Here is a 14,039-nt window from a genome sequence, read left to right as displayed (position 1 = left end):
GGTTGGCTTTCGCTACTACGGATCGTAAACCGTGGTGCCGCAACCATCGCGCCCGGTCCTACTCAGCGTCGTACTTGGTGTCGTCATTGGGTGTCGCGCCGCCCGTGTGTACCCTTCCCGGCATGCCGGTGATCGAGGTATTCCGAGCCCGCAACACCAAGCCCCGCGACCGCGCTCACGCACGGCGTTTGCGTGCGGGCTGCCTGCTGCTGGCGATCACGGTGGCCACGCTTACCGCGTGCGGCAACGGATCCAGCGACAACGCCAGCTCCATCGTGCGCACCACCACCAACGTCGCCGGCGCCGACGTCGTCGGACTGGAGCGCGACACCGCCAAGGCCTGTCCGCTGCCGAGCGAGCCCGACCAGGCCACGGGCACCCACGCGGTGACCACCCCGAGCGGAGTCGTGCAGGTACCGGCCGATCCGAAGCGAATCGTCGTGCTGGACACCGCCGCCCTCGACGCGGTGTGTGCCCTGGGGCTGTGGCAGCGGGTCCAGGGCGCCACCGCGTCCCCCCAGACCGCCGAGCCCGCCAACCCCGGCAGCCAGCCGTCCCCGGCGGTCCCCGGCTCCGCCCCCGAGCCGTCGTACCTGGGAGACGGGCTGCAGATCCTGCCCGACGTCGGTGCCGCCGGCTCCCCGGATGTGGCGAAAATCTCTGCGCGGCAACCGGATCTGATCCTGGGCACGGTGGGCGACGGCAGTGCCGATGCGCTGCGCGGCGTCGCGCCGACCGTGCTGATCGGCAAGGATTCCAGCTGGCAGGCGAGTTTCAGCGCCTTCGCCGCCGCCCTGGGCCGCTCGGGCGCGGGCGCCAAGGCGGTCGCCGACTATCACGCCGAGGCACAGGCGGCCGGAGCCGCGGTTGCCGCGAAGCTCTCGCAGCTCTCGGTGCTGCGATTCGACGCCGCGGACACCCAGGTGCAGGGCGACAACAGCTTCGCGGGGGCGGTGCTGGCCGACGCGGACGTGCAGCGTCCCACCGCGCAGCGCGGGCCCTCGTTCACGGTGAGCGGCGTGAGCACCGCCGATGACCGGCACAAGGTCGAGGGCGATGCCATCTTCGTGATGTTCGACGGCAGCGACGGACTGAGCCGCGGCAAGAAGGTGATGGGCGGCGACGACTGGAAGAAGCTCGGCGCGGTCTCGGACAGCCGCACCTTCGTCGTGGACAACACCGTCTGGCACGGCTCGGGTATCACCGCCGCGCGCGCCATCCTCGAGGATCTGCGCACGAATCTGAACGGTTACGTCGGCGGCTGAGCCGATCGGACGCCGCCCGGATCAGTAGATGCGCAATCCGCGGCGGCGCACGATGGCCAGCGCGATCGCGGTGCCGATGATCCACACCAGTAGACCGACGCCCGCGTTCCAGATGAAGCGCAGGTTCCGGTCGAGATGCGGCAGCAACCGCAGCAGCGGATCGTGCTGAAGGCCGTCGATCGGGGCGATCAGGTAGTACACGCCGTACGGCAGCGCCAGGTGGGCGATCCACAGCACGGTGGTCCAGCTGCGGAACTCGCGCCAGCGCCGGATCAGCGTCCGCGTCTCGACCGCCAGCAGCACCGAGACGATGTTGCCGACCCCGAGCCAGCACAGCAGCGGCAGCGCCACCGCGAAGAGCGTTCCGATGAACTGGCGCGGGCGCATCGAATGCGCCAGGATCGCGGTCAGCAGCAGCGTCGGCATGCCCACGATGACCAGCAGCACAAGGTTTTTCGTCAGCAGAATGCCACGCATGGGCATCCCCGCGTCCAGGCTCCTGCGCACCCGCGGCGCATCCAGGCCCAGGACATTCGTGGTGGTGACGTCGGCCAGGATGAACGTCGCGAAATACGTGCCGACCAGCACCACCCAGCCGAACCGGCGATGGGGATGGGCCAGTGGCGAATACACCAGGTACAGCAGTGAGAGCAGAACGTTGACGCCGACGCCCTCGAGCCAGTACCGCGGCGGGGCGAACGACCAGCGCACCTCGTCGATCACCCGCCGGACCAGGCCGTCGTCGGGCGACATGGGCGCGGGCGCCGGGTGCACGTGCTGATCACGCAGATATGCCCACAACCGTCCGCGCGCACCCGACCGGACGTGCTCAGCCCACCGAATCGACAAACTCACCTATCTTTGCCGCAATCACCTCGGGAATCCGCTGCGGCAGCAGATGTCCGCCCCCGGAGACCAGCTCGAGGCGGGACCGTGGGAACCGATCGTGCAGCGCGCGTGCGGTCGAAACCGGCACGACTCTATCGGCCGGGTCGGCCACGATCAATGCGGGTACGTCGATGCCGGCCAGCCGCTCGAGCCAGCGATCCAGGCTGTCGAACAGTTCCCGCTGCTCCAGGAGCACCGTGCGCCAGACCTGGCCGTGATCGTGCCGGATGTCGGCCAGCGCCTGCCAGGCCGAGGCCGGGTTCGGGTAGTGCGCCCGATGCTGCCGGGCCAGCCACGGCATCATCGACCACATCGCCATCGACAGCATCGGCCCGGCAACCGGCGCGGCCAGCACCTCGTCCCAGGTGCCCACGCATCCGGGCCCGATCCCCGCGACGGAAATCAGTCCACGCACGCGCTCCGGAGCCATCGCCGCGGCGGCCAGTGCGACGCCGCCACCGTACGAGTGCCCGGCCAGTACCGCCTCGCGGATGCCCGCGCGATCGAGCCGCTCCAGCAGCCATGCGGCATTGTCCTCGAGGGTGCCCGCGGGAGATTCGTTGTCGCCGTAGCCTGGCCGGTCCCAGGCCAGCGCCCGCACCGATGACGGCAGGCACGCCCGCACCCCGTCCCAGGCGTGATGGTCCCCCGGCTGACCGTGCAGCAGGATCACCGGCGTGGTCGACGTCATCGGCATCGCCTTCCGCAGCCGGGCCTGACAGGTCCGCACGGTGGGCGCTGTCACCGGCGCGGCCCGCCCGACGACGAATTCTGATGTCTCCATGTCCCGCCCTCTTCCGCACCGCTGTGAAACCCGTTGGCTTGCAGCGGATCCACCTACCGGACCCGCCGGATTCAACAGTAGGCACCGAAGCTGTAGGCCCACCGATGACCCCCTGTGCGGTTGCTGTGCGCTCGGTGCGAGCCGAACTTCTCACATCATCCGGACGACATCGCTGATGGCCGTGGCGAATTCGTTCGGCGCCTCCTGGGGCACGTTGTGACCGATGCCGTCCAGGGTGCGGTGTTCGTAGGGGCCGGTGAACAGCGCGCGATAGGCCGTTCCGTTGTTGGCGGCGCCGTCGAAATCGCTGGCGATCGTGATGGTCGGCACCGTGATGGGGGGTTTGGTGGCCAGGCGGGCTTCATCGGCGTCGTACTGGGCCTCGCCGGGCGCGAGGCCGAGCCGCCATCGGTAGTTGTGCACCACGATGTCGGTGTGGTCCGGATTCTCGAACGCGGTCGCGGACAGGTCGTAGGTGGCGTCGTCGAATTTCCAGTGGGGCGAGGCGATCTGCCAGACGAGCCGATTGAAATCCTTGGTGTAGCGGCGATATCCGAGTTCGCCGCGCTGGGTGCTGAAGTAGTACTGGTACCACCAGCCGTATTCGGCCTGCGGCGGCAGCGGAGCGGCGTTGGCGGCCACGTCGGCGATGAGGTACCCGCTGACGGCCACCAGTCCGGAACACCGTTGCGGCCACAGCGCCGCCACGATGCCGGCGGTGCGCGCGCCCCAGTCGTAGCCGCCGAGTACGGCGGTCGGGATGTTGAGCGCATCCATGAGCGCGACGACATCGCGGGCGATCGCGGACTGCTGGGCGTTGCGGACGGTGTCCTTCGAGAGGAATCGGGTGGAGCCGAAGCCACGCAGGTACGGAACGATCACTCGCAGGCCCCGCGCGGCCAGGATCGCCGAGACGGCGGCGTAGCTGTGAATGTCGTACGGCCAGCCGTGCAGCAGGATGACCGGGCGGCCGTGGGCCGGGCCGGCCTCGGTGTATCCGATGCTGAGCGGACCCGCATCGATCTGCTCGACGGGCCCCAGGGTGTGCCGCGGCGCGCTCGGCGGGCCGGTGTGCCCGACCGGCGACGCGCAGGCGGCCAGAGCCGCCGCACCCGCGGCCGCGGTGGTGAAGCGAGCGAAATCCCTCCGGCTGAACCCGCTCATCGTTCGTGCCGCCCGGCCGAGGGCGCCTCCGGTGGTGACACCGTCGCGATCGGCGCTGCTCATCACATCTGCTCCTTGCTGTCCGTGAAGTCCTCACCCATCACACCCGGCCGATGCCATCACGTCCAACGATCACATTCGATCAGTTCCATCGTTAAAATTGATAGGCTCCGGCGCGTGGAGATGCGCCAGATCGAACACTTCCTCGCGGTCGCGCACGAGATGAGCTTTTCGAGGGCCACCGAGCGGGCGCACGTCGTCCAGTCGGCGCTGTCGGCGTCGATCGCGAAACTGGAGCGCGAGCTGGGCACTCCCCTGTTCGATCGCTCCCGCCAGCAGATCCGGCTCACGGCCGCCGGTGAGCGCTTCCGCACGCATGCCTACGAGGTGCTGCGCGCGACTCGCGCCGCGGCCGAGTCGGTCTCCGAATTCCGTGGAACTCTTTCGGGCACGGTTGAATTCGGCTCTCTCATCTCCTTCGGCCCACTGAACATCGCCCGCGCGCTCGGCGAGTTCCGCCGGGCCAATCCGCATGTGCGCCTGCGGCTGCGGCTGAGCCAGGCGGGCGCGTCGGCCTATCTGGCCGCCCTGGCCGAGGGGTCACTCGATCTGGCGTTGGTCTCGGCGCCCCACCGCTTTCCGCCGCAGCTGGATATGCGCCTGCTGTTCGAGGAGCCCATGGTCTTCGTCTGCCCCGCGGCACACCCGCTGGCCGCCCGCGGGCGCATCGGTATCTCCGAGACTACGGACGAGGAGATCGTCGGATATCCGCCCGAATTCGGCCTGCGGCGCCTCATGGACGAGGCCTTCCACGCGGCCGGGGCACGGCCGCGGACCCAGTACGAGGTCACCGACGGCTTTGCCACCGTCGCTGACCTGGTCCGCTACGGACTCGGCACGGCCTTCATGCCGCGGTCCGAGGCACAGCGATTCCCGGAGCTGCGACAGGTCGAACTCACCACACCCGTCATCTGGCGGGTCTACCTCGCTTCGCCGCCCATCGGCCAGATGATGCCTGCCGCACAACATCTGGCCGACGCGCTGCTCGATGCGGCCGCCCGCACCGAGTAACCAGGAGTTCGCGCTCGAGCGGGTGCGGGTTCAGTACTTCGCCATGAGGTAGGAGCCGACGACGATCATGGCGCACGCGGCAAGCCGCTGCGCATTCACTCGCTGGCGAGGGAAGCCCATCACCCCGAAGTGATCCATCGCCGTGGCCAGGAACATCTGCCCGGCGATGATCACGGCATTGAACGTGCTGACGCCGACGCTGGAGGCAACGGTGATCATCGCGAAGATCGCCGCCCCGCCGGTGAGACCGCCGAAGGGCGCCCACTTCGGCATGGCCGCGAGGTCGGCCCGGGTCGGCCACCTCCGTTGCGACGAAAACATCAGCGACACAGCAAGAATGATGCCGACACCGGTGAGCGCCACCGCATACGAGATCACCCCGCACAGCCACACGTTGTGCAATGCCAGCTTCAGCGAATTCTGACATCCGGCCTCGACGGAACGCAGCGCGCCGCCGATCAGCATGAACAGGAAAACCAGCGCCATGACCGAGCGCGGCAGCACCCGACGGGCCGTGTCCGAGGCGGAAGTTGTCGTCATCGGGAAACCCTTTCGGTCGCCATGGCGGGTACCGAGTCGGCCTCGCCGGAGTCCTTGGCCATGAGGTAGACCGCAGCGCAGATCAGCGCGGCGGCAACCAGCCGGGGGGCCGTCGCGTGCCGGGTCGCGAATCCCATGAGCCCCAGGTCGTCCATCACCAGCGCGACCAGCATCTCGCTGACGATGACGACGGCATTGAAGGTGGCGACGCCGACATACCTGGCGACCGTGATCATGCCGATGACGGCCACGCCGCCGACGAGGCCGCCGAACGGCGCCCACCACGGCATGTGCCGCACGTCCGCGAGGGTCGGCCAAGCCGACTTCGACACCAGCACCGAAATCCCGAGGAAGATCGAAAATCCGGTCAGGGCAACGGCATACGAGATCACCGCACATAACCACACATCACGGATGTAGAGCTTCTGCGTGTTCTGGCAACCGACCTCCACCGAACGTAGCCCGCCGGCGATCAGGATGAACAGAAATACGAACCCAAGGGTGATGACAGCCATGAGCAGACCTTCGGACCAGAGCAGTCGGAGACGTGGACGCCACGGCCCGGCACTCATCGGCGCATGTAGGTCAGAATCCTCGCTACCGAACACCGCCAGCCTGTGACCTGATTAACGTACCATCAAACAACGGTACGATCAACAGGGGAATGCAGCGGTCGGATTGATCCAGGTCGCGAGCGCGATGCGCGCACAAGACAGGAGTGGCCGCCGCTGCAGCAGTTCCGGCCCTGACCGGCAGGGGCCCGCCCAGGGCGAGATTTCGGTGTCGTCGAGGAACTGGTTCAATCCGCTTTCGCGCCCCGGTTCGGGATCCAGTACCCGCGACTGGTCGAGCTTGGCCTCGTTGACCGGCCGCATCTGCGCCCCCCGCGCTCCGCCGAAGGGCTCCCCCGGCCATGATGCAGTACAGCGCATCGCGCTGCGGCACCGTCGCAGCCATCGCCTTGGTGACCACGCTCCCCGGCGGAATGCCCCAGCGCCGCCCTGGACGCTTACGACCGGCACCGTGTCCAGATTCGGGGCATCAGCGGTGACATCCCGGTTGAGCTTGTCACCAGCGCGCACGCCGTCCTTGGCCGGAATCGTCGTGCGATGCCTACGGACCGGGCCGGGGCGGTAGTTCCGGGCGGTCACTCGGACGACTGACGCGGGGGCCGTTCGGCGAGTACCGGGAACGGTCCGGTGTAGCCGGACCGTTCCCGCATGATCCGTAGCACTCGGGTACGCGCCAGGAACCAGCCCACGGTCAGCAACGGAACCAGCACACCCCCGGCGGCGAAGACCGCCACGCGCTGCACACCGTCACTGTTGACGGCCATCAGCACCGGGACCGCGGCCAGGAATATCAGCGTCGCGATACCGGTATACGGCGCCCCCATCATCCTGTACGCCGGCCGCTCCACGTGCCCCGTGCGCGACCAGCGCCAGAGCTGGAGTTGACAGAGCACTATGGTCGCCCAGGCGGTGATAGTGCCGAGTGTCGACATGTTCAGCACGATTTCGAATGCCTTGTCCGGAACCACGGCGTCGAGGCCGACACCCAGCAGCGCGATGCTGCCGGTAGCCAGCACGCCGACATATGGCACGCCGGACCGCGACATCCGGGACGCCATGGCGGGGGCACTGCCGTTCATCGACATCGACCGCAGGATCCGGCCGGTGGAGTACAAACCGGCATTCAAACTCGAGAACGCCGCGGTCATCACGACCACATTCATGACCGAACCGGCGCCGTGTACGCCGAGCCGCGAGAAGAAGGTGACGAACGGGCTCTCCCCCGACTTGAAGACCGTGTAGGGCAGCAACATCCCGAGCAGCACCAGCGAGCCCACGTAGAACAGCGCAACCCGGGCGATGACCGAGTTGATCGCCCGGGGCATGATCTTCTCCGGGTGCTCCGTCTCACCGGCGGCAGTGCCCACCAATTCCACTGCGGCGTAGGCGAACACGACACCAGTTGTCACCATGACCAGCGGCAGCGCGCCGGTCGGGAACAGTCCGCCGTGTGTGGAGATCATCCCGATGCCGGTATGTTGCCCCTGAATGGTGAACCGCCCGGCGAGGAACACGGTGCCGATGATGAGGAAGATCGCCAGCGCGACAACCTTGATCAGGGCGGCCCAGAACTCGAGTTCACCGAACCATCGCACCGAGATCAGGTTGATGCCGACCACGATCGTCAGGGCGATCAGCGCTATCACCCATTGTGGAATCGCCCGTGTGGCGCCCCAGTAGTGCACGTAGGTGGCGATGGCGGTGATGTCCACGATGCCGGTCATGGACCACTGGAAGAAGTACATCCACCCGGCGACGAAGGCCAGCTTCTCGCCGTAGAACTCCCGGCTGTAGGAGACGAACGAGCCCGAGGAGGGTCGATGCAGCACCAGCTCGCCGAGCGCTCGCAGGATGAGGAAGACGAACAGCCCGCACACGGCGTACACGAGGAACAGTCCGGGCCCGGCGTTCGCCAGCCGGCCACCGGCACCGAGGAACAGGCCCGTCCCGATCGCACCGCCGATGGCGATCATCTGCAACTGGCGCGGGCGTAGCGACTTGTGATAGCCGGCATCCTCGTGCCGCAAGGCCTCGGACGGTGGGGATGACACGAGAGGGGGTCGAACGGTCGCCATCGGGAGACCCTTTCATACATGTTTATTGTGCCATTTAACACCGTACCGTTAGATAGCGGCAAATATCAAGAGCCTCTGCGCAGCCCTATGTCCGCATCACCTCGCAGTGATCGCGGGAGTCGAACGCCACCGTAAAATGTTGGGGGGCTTGATGTTCCACGGACGTCGGTTTTCGGATGCCCAGCTCAGCGCCGGAGCCGGCCCATGCGATGGCCGCTGCGGAGGCAATCGGCAAGCACCGCGAACTTCGGGCGGATCGGTAGTGGGGAGACTGCCAGAAATCTGCCGTTGCAGCGCCGGAGTACTGCGACTGGACAGGCTCCATGTGCGGCTGATTCCGTGGGACGACGACCTTGTGGAGGAGGAACGCGGCCGCAGGATGTGCCACCGGTACCTCAGGCTCGTCCCGGAGGACTAGGGAAATCGGATCCGGCGGTGGTTCGCCCGAGGCTGCTGCCGGCGTTCACCGGGCCGCGTGACGAGTCAGCGGCGTGACGAGTCAGCGGCGTGACGAGTCAGCGGAGGCTGTTGCGGTCCAGCCAGTCGGAGATAGCGGCGGCGAGCAGGTCTGCTGGGCCCCGGGCGTGTGGTGGCCGGCGACCTCAGCAGCGGAAGCCGGCTCTTCCGTCGAACGCGAGCATGCCTCCCCAGGCGTGTCCGACGAAATGGGTATGCAGGTCGGGGTCTCCGGCACGGGAGTCGCGGTGATCGAAGGCGGTGACCACGAGTCCTTCCACCTCGACCTGGGCCACGCCCTGTTTCGCGAACTGGAAGCCGACCATTTCAGTCCAGAGAACTGCCGACGCTACCGGCGCGATCCGCCTTTTCTGGATGGACTACACCATGCTCGTCTACGACCTCGCCGCACGTACGAGCGAAGCACTCGCACTGCGATGGGGACGACGCGGACCTGTCTAATTCACGGGCCCCTCGGAACCGACCATTCGATGCACCCGGTTCAGAACTCCCAGTCCCCATCCTCCGCGTTCACGGCCTTGCCGATCACGTAGCTCGAGCCGGAGCCCGAGCATGTCACCGTGTGGTTCTCGCCCACAGCCGGACTCAGAACGCCCAGTCCTCATCCTCCGTATTGACCGCCTTGCCGATCACGTAGCTCGAGCCGGAGCCCGAGCATGTCACCGTGTGGTTCTCGCCCACAGCCGGACTCAGAACGCCCAGTCCTCATCCTCCGTATTCACGGCCTTGCCGATCACGTAGCTCGAGCCGGAGCCGGAGAAGAAGTCGTGGTTCTCGTCCGCGTTCGGGGACAGGGCCGAGAGGATGGCGGGGTTGACGTCGGTCTCGTCCTTGGGGAACAGGCCCTCGTAGCCGAGGTTCATCAGGGCCTTGTTGGCGTTGTAGCGCAGGAACTTCTTGACGTCCTCGGTGAGGCCGACCTCGTCGTAGAGATCCTGGGTGTACTCGACCTCGTTCTCGTACAGCTCGAACAGCAGCTCGAAGGTGTAGTTCTTGAGCTCCTCGCGCTCGGGCTGGGACAGCGCCTCGAGGCCCTTCTGATACTTGTAGCCGATGTAGTAGCCGTGCACCGCCTCGTCGCGGATGATCAGGCGGATCAGGTCGGCGGTGTTGGTGAGCTTGGCCCGCGAGGACCAGTACATCGGCAGGTAGAAGCCGGAGTAGAACAGGAAGCTCTCCAGCAGCGTGGAGGCCACCTTGCGCTTCAGGGGCTCGTCGCCGCGGTAGTAGTCAAGCACGATCTCGGCCTTGCGCTGCAGGTTCCGGTTCTCCTCGGACCAGCGGAAGGCATCGTCGATCTCGCGGGTGGAGCACAGCGTGGAGAAGATGGAACTGTAGCTCTTGGCGTGCACCGACTCCATGAACGCGATATTGGTGTACACCGCCTCCTCGTGCGGGGTCAGCGCATCGGGGATCAGGCTCACCGCACCGACGGTGCCCTGAATGGTGTCCAGCAGCGTCAGGCCGGTGAAAACCCGCATGGTGAGCTGCTTTTCATGCGGCGTCAGCGTATTCCACGACGGAATGTCATTGGAGACCGGAACCTTCTCGGGCAACCAGAAGTTGCCTGTGAGCCTGTCCCAGACCTCCGCATCCTTCTCGTCGGGCACCCGATTCCAGTTGATCGCAGACACTCGATCGATCAGCTTCACGCCCGCTCACTCACCCTTCTCACCTCGCCGAACCTTGCGGAATTCCCTCACCCACAACACTACTACTGGGGGCCGACAACGTTACGCAGCACAACCCCTTGTGTCCTCCCGGGGTCCTGCGGAGATGCGTGCGGGCGTGCGGCGCCCCACACCGATACGGCAGGGCCGGCGACATGCACCTCGTCACACGGGTTCGCGACACGGACGACGGCTCTCCGGAGGACCCGAGGTATGCCCACAGTTTGCCAGATGCCGGCTCGCGGCCCGATCCCGCCCACCGGTCAGCCCGCCACCGGTAACCCTTCGAGGCCCGGGCGATCTTCTCCCCTACGCCCCGCCTACATGGTCGCGGTGACCTCGGCCTCCACATCGGGCCATGTACGGGTGGAGGTCACCCAGTCCGGAGCGGGTTGGCGCTGCGCGCCGAACCAGAACAGATGGGGCACCAGCCCGCGCAGCGCGATGTGCACATCGAGACGGTCGTCGATCATATGGGTGATGCCGAGCTCGGCGCAGTGGACGGCCTTGTCGGCCCGGGCGCGGCAGAATCTCACATGCTCACGCGGAATTCCGGTGCGGCCGTAAAGATCATGATGGTCGAGCCATTGGCGGGTGCGCTGCTCGATGCGCGGGCCGCACTTGGAGATGATCCAGGTCTCGTCGAATCGCGGCACCAGCCTGGCGAGCACCTCGAGGGCCCCGGGGCTGGGCGGGGTACGCATGGCCTGCTCGACGCCGCCGGACAGGAAAACCGTATCCGCCGCACCGGGTTCGGTCGTCGCGCCTTGGATGACGCGTCCGAAATCGACGCCCAGGCGTTGGGGGACAGCATGTTTCCCCGATGTCGACAACTCCCCCGATCGCGGGCCCGTGAATGAACCGGACATGGGCTCAGAGTGCCGCCGACATCCGGTGTCCGCAACTGATTTCTCCCCGACGAACTCACCGTCCGATCGTCGGCAATCCCTTCGGGTCACCGATCATCTCGTCGTCCGCGAGGTCGAGGGCGATGCGGCCGTCCACCGCGGGCAGCGCGATGATCATGGTGAGCCCGCCGCCGGGAGTCTCGTCCGGGATCAGCGATCCGCCCATCGCCTCGACCAGACCGCGCGCGAGCGCCAGGCCCAGGCCCACCCCGGAATGATTGTCCCGGTCGTCGAGCCGCTGGAACGGCTGGAAGATCTGATCCCATTGCGGCACGGGAACTCCCGGACCGTGGTCGATCACCCGCAGCTGAATCAGATCGCCGAACGCGCTCGCGGTGACGAGCACCCCGCTGTCACCGGGCGCGTAGCGCAGGGCATTGCGAATCACGTTGTCCAGCGCGCGATCCAGCAGCACCGAGTCCACCACCGCGTCGGGCAGTTCCGCGGCGATGCGCACCTGCACCGCGGCCGCGGCGGGACCGAGATTGGCGACGGTGTCCTCGATCATCGAGGCGATGGCGATGGGGCGCGCGGCAATTCCGAGCACCCCGGCGCGTAATCGGCTCAGGTCCAACAGGTTTTCGACGAGACGGTCCAGGCGGCGCAGCGAGGTTGCGGCCACGTCGAGCAGGTCGTGATGCTGCTCCCGGGTGAGCAGGCCGTCGCTCTGCAGCCCGTCGACCGCCGCGATGGCCGCGGCCAGGGGCGTGCGCAGGTCGTGCCCCACCGAGTTGAGCAGGGCCGTGCGCAACCGGTCCGCCTCCTGCAGCGGCCGGACCTCCTGCGCGGTCTCGGCCAGCCGCTCGCGGCGCAGCGCCGCCACGGCCTGAGCGGCGAACGCCTCCAAGATCTTTCGATCCGAGGAGTCCAGCACCCGGCCACGCAGCGCCAGCACCATATCGTCGCCGATCGGGATCGCGGTGACGGCCTCGTCGGGACTCGCGCAGGGCCGCTCCCCAACGCTCGCGATGGCCTGCCAGCGCCGCGGTTCGCTCTGGCGCGCCGGCGTCACCGGCATGCCCGGCACCCGCTCGAGCAGCGTCACCGATTCCAAAGTGTATGTGTGCCACAGGCGTTCGAGAATTGCCGCGGCGGTGTCCTCGCCACGCAAGACGCTCCCGGCCAGGGTGGCCAGCACGCTCGCATCCGCGCTCGCGGCCGCGGCCTGCCGCGTCCGTCGCGCCGCGAGTTCGACCACGACCGCGACCGCCGCACCCACCACCAAATAGACCGCCAACGCGAGCATGTTCTGCGGATCGGCCACGGCGAACGAATGCAGCGGCGGCGCGAAATAGTATTCGAGCAGCAGGAATCCGACCACGGCCGACACGATCGCCGGGTACATACCGCCCACCAGAGATACCCCGACCACCGCGAACAGGTAGATCAGGATGTCACTGGTCAGCGACAGCTCGGTGCGCAGAGTGCACAGCACCGCGGTCACCAGCGCCAACAAGGCCGAGCCGACGCCGAATCCCCATAGTCGTCTGCCGAGGCTCAACGCCGGGGAGCGCCCGGCGCCTCGGCCCCGCCCAGCGTGTTCGTGATTGACCAGATGAATGTCGATGGCGCCGGAGCGCACCGCGGTCTCCGCGCCGACTCCGCGAGAAAGCAGGGGCGCCAGCCTGTTCCGGCGCGAGGTCCCCAGCACCAGCTGAGTCGCGTTGACCGCCTGCGCGAATTCCAGCAGGGCGGTCGGAATGTCGTCGCCGACCACCTGATGGTAGGTGCCGCCCAGGCTCTCGATCAGACCCCGCTGGCGTTCGAGATGCACCGGGGCCGAACGGATCAGCCCATCGATGCGGGTGATGTGCACCGCGAGCACATCCGCGTGCGAGCGGGCCGCGATCCGGGCCGCGCGCCGGATGAGGGTGTCCCCCTCCGAGCCTCCCGACAGCGCTACCACCACACGTTCGCGGGACTCCCAGGTGCTGGCGATGTTGTGCTGTGCGCGGTAGTTCGCCAGCTGCTCCTCTACCTTGTCGGCCACCCAGAGCAGGGCCAATTCCCGCAGCGCGGTGAGGTTTCCGACCCGGAAGTAGTTGCTCAGCGCCGCATCGATGCGCTCGGGCGGGTAGATGTTGCCGTGTGCCATCCGGCGGCGCAGTGCCTCGGGCGTCATGTCGACCAGCTCGACCTGATCCGCGCGGCGCACCACCTCGTCGGGAACGGTCTCGCGCTGGGAGACCCCGGTGATGTGCTCGACCACGTCGTGCACCGACTCCAGATGCTGGATGTTCACCGTGGAGATCACGTCGATGCCGGCGTCCAGCAGCTGCTCGATGTCGCGCCAGCGCTTCTCGTACGGGCAACCCGGGGTATTGGTATGCGCCAGCTCGTCCACCAGCACTACCTGCGGGGCCCGGTGGATCACCGCGTCGGTGTCCATCTCGGTGAAAACACCACCGCGATATCGGACCTCACGACGCGGGACAACCTCGAGCCCCTTCATCGCCGCTTCCGTGTGCACGCGCCCGTGCGTTTCGACCAGGCCGATGACCACGTCGGTACCGCGGGCGGCGCGGCGACGAGCCTCCTCGAGCATGGCGAACGTCTTGCCGACTCCCGGGGCGGCGCCCAGGTAGACACGAAATGTCCCTCTCACCCGAACTCCATGATCACCGA

13 protein-coding genes are annotated in these 14,039 nt (G+C 67.3%); 2 read left to right on the top strand and 11 right to left on the bottom strand.

The window, feature by feature from the left end:
• Nucleotides 1-122 precede the first annotated feature (122 nt).
• Nucleotides 123-1,265, top strand: coding sequence for an ABC transporter substrate-binding protein (locus ABH933_RS26680; protein ID WP_429426749.1), 1,143 nt, complete (start codon nucleotides 123-125; stop codon nucleotides 1,263-1,265).
• A 21-nt stretch (nucleotides 1,266-1,286) separates the two neighbouring features.
• Here the strand turns inward: ABH933_RS26680 and ABH933_RS26675 are convergent, their stop codons facing one another.
• From ABH933_RS26675 to ABH933_RS26665, 3 genes are all read right to left on the bottom strand, one after another.
• A complete protein-coding gene (locus ABH933_RS26675; RefSeq protein WP_429426752.1) occupies nucleotides 1,287-2,120 on the bottom strand; it encodes a hypothetical protein in 834 nt (277 codons plus the stop codon).
• The gene (locus ABH933_RS26670) at nucleotides 2,095-2,937 is read right to left on the bottom strand and encodes an alpha/beta fold hydrolase (RefSeq protein WP_429426753.1); all 843 of its coding nucleotides are present in this window, start codon (nucleotides 2,935-2,937) and stop codon (nucleotides 2,095-2,097) included. Before ABH933_RS26670 ends, ABH933_RS26675 begins: the two co-directional genes overlap by 26 nt.
• Nucleotides 2,938-3,087: 150 nt before the next feature.
• The gene (locus tag ABH933_RS26665) at nucleotides 3,088-4,101 is read right to left on the bottom strand and encodes an alpha/beta fold hydrolase (RefSeq protein ID WP_429426781.1); all 1,014 of its coding nucleotides are present in this window, start codon (nucleotides 4,099-4,101) and stop codon (nucleotides 3,088-3,090) included.
• 177 nt (nucleotides 4,102-4,278) lie between these two features.
• On the opposite strand from ABH933_RS26665, the gene ABH933_RS26660 reads away from it, so the two are divergent.
• A complete protein-coding gene (locus tag ABH933_RS26660; RefSeq protein WP_429426755.1) occupies nucleotides 4,279-5,172 on the top strand; it encodes a LysR family transcriptional regulator in 894 nt (297 codons plus the stop codon).
• A 30-nt stretch (nucleotides 5,173-5,202) separates the two neighbouring features.
• Here ABH933_RS26660 and ABH933_RS26655 read toward each other — a convergent pair whose 3' ends face one another.
• The 8 genes from ABH933_RS26655 to ABH933_RS26620 all read right to left on the bottom strand — a co-directional run bounded on the left by ABH933_RS26655 (nucleotide 5,203) and on the right by ABH933_RS26620 (nucleotide 14,019).
• Nucleotides 5,203-5,712 (bottom strand): DMT family transporter, encoded by a 510-nt coding sequence (locus tag ABH933_RS26655; RefSeq protein WP_429426757.1) that lies wholly within the window; start codon nucleotides 5,710-5,712, stop codon nucleotides 5,203-5,205.
• The gene (locus ABH933_RS26650; RefSeq protein WP_429426759.1) at nucleotides 5,709-6,227 is read right to left on the bottom strand and encodes a DMT family transporter; all 519 of its coding nucleotides are present in this window, start codon (nucleotides 6,225-6,227) and stop codon (nucleotides 5,709-5,711) included. The genes ABH933_RS26655 and ABH933_RS26650 overlap by 4 nt, the downstream gene beginning before the upstream one ends.
• 138 nt (nucleotides 6,228-6,365) lie before the next feature.
• Nucleotides 6,366-6,587 carry a hypothetical protein gene (locus ABH933_RS26645; protein WP_429426788.1) on the bottom strand — a complete coding sequence of 74 codons (222 nt, stop codon included), beginning with the start codon at nucleotides 6,585-6,587 and terminating at the stop codon, nucleotides 6,366-6,368.
• 272 nt (nucleotides 6,588-6,859) lie between these two features.
• A complete protein-coding gene (locus ABH933_RS26640; RefSeq protein WP_429426762.1) occupies nucleotides 6,860-8,359 on the bottom strand; it encodes an amino acid permease in 1,500 nt (499 codons plus the stop codon).
• Nucleotides 8,360-8,961: 602 nt separating this feature from the next.
• On the bottom strand, nucleotides 8,962-9,177 hold the full coding sequence (locus tag ABH933_RS26635) for a relaxase domain-containing protein (protein ID WP_429455139.1): 216 nt from the start codon (nucleotides 9,175-9,177) through the stop codon (nucleotides 8,962-8,964).
• Nucleotides 9,178-9,525: 348 nt separating this feature from the next.
• A complete protein-coding gene (gene nrdF / locus ABH933_RS26630; RefSeq protein WP_215921177.1) occupies nucleotides 9,526-10,488 on the bottom strand; it encodes a class 1b ribonucleoside-diphosphate reductase subunit beta in 963 nt (320 codons plus the stop codon).
• 338 nt (nucleotides 10,489-10,826) lie between these two features.
• Nucleotides 10,827-11,375 (bottom strand): hypothetical protein, encoded by a 549-nt coding sequence (locus ABH933_RS26625; protein WP_245401615.1) that lies wholly within the window; start codon nucleotides 11,373-11,375, stop codon nucleotides 10,827-10,829.
• Between the two features lie 55 nt (nucleotides 11,376-11,430).
• The gene (locus tag ABH933_RS26620) at nucleotides 11,431-14,019 is read right to left on the bottom strand and encodes a DUF4118 domain-containing protein (protein WP_429426049.1); all 2,589 of its coding nucleotides are present in this window, start codon (nucleotides 14,017-14,019) and stop codon (nucleotides 11,431-11,433) included.
• Between the last annotated feature and the right edge of the window lie 20 nt (nucleotides 14,020-14,039).

The organism is Nocardia sp. GP40, assembly GCF_050434125.1.
Classification (GTDB): domain Bacteria; phylum Actinomycetota; class Actinomycetes; order Mycobacteriales; family Mycobacteriaceae; genus Nocardia; species Nocardia albiluteola.
This window is presented reverse-complemented; position numbering and strand designations above follow the sequence as displayed.

Coding starts and splice junctions, on each gene's coding strand:
- ABH933_RS26680 (WP_429426749.1), top strand. CDS start 123: ATGCCGGTGATCGAGGTATTCCGAGCCCGCAACACCAAGCCCCGCGAC.
- ABH933_RS26670 (WP_429426753.1), bottom strand. CDS start 2,937: ATGGAGACATCAGAATTCGTCGTCGGGCGGGCCGCGCCGGTGACAGCG.
- ABH933_RS26665 (WP_429426781.1), bottom strand. CDS start 4,101: ATGAGCGGGTTCAGCCGGAGGGATTTCGCTCGCTTCACCACCGCGGCC.
- ABH933_RS26655 (WP_429426757.1), bottom strand. CDS start 5,712: ATGACGACAACTTCCGCCTCGGACACGGCCCGTCGGGTGCTGCCGCGC.
- ABH933_RS26650 (WP_429426759.1), bottom strand. CDS start 6,227: ATGGCTGTCATCACCCTTGGGTTCGTATTTCTGTTCATCCTGATCGCC.
- ABH933_RS26645 (WP_429426788.1), bottom strand. CDS start 6,587: ATGCGGCCGGTCAACGAGGCCAAGCTCGACCAGTCGCGGGTACTGGAT.
- ABH933_RS26640 (WP_429426762.1), bottom strand. CDS start 8,359: ATGGCGACCGTTCGACCCCCTCTCGTGTCATCCCCACCGTCCGAGGCC.
- ABH933_RS26625 (WP_245401615.1), bottom strand. CDS start 11,375: ATGTCCGGTTCATTCACGGGCCCGCGATCGGGGGAGTTGTCGACATCG.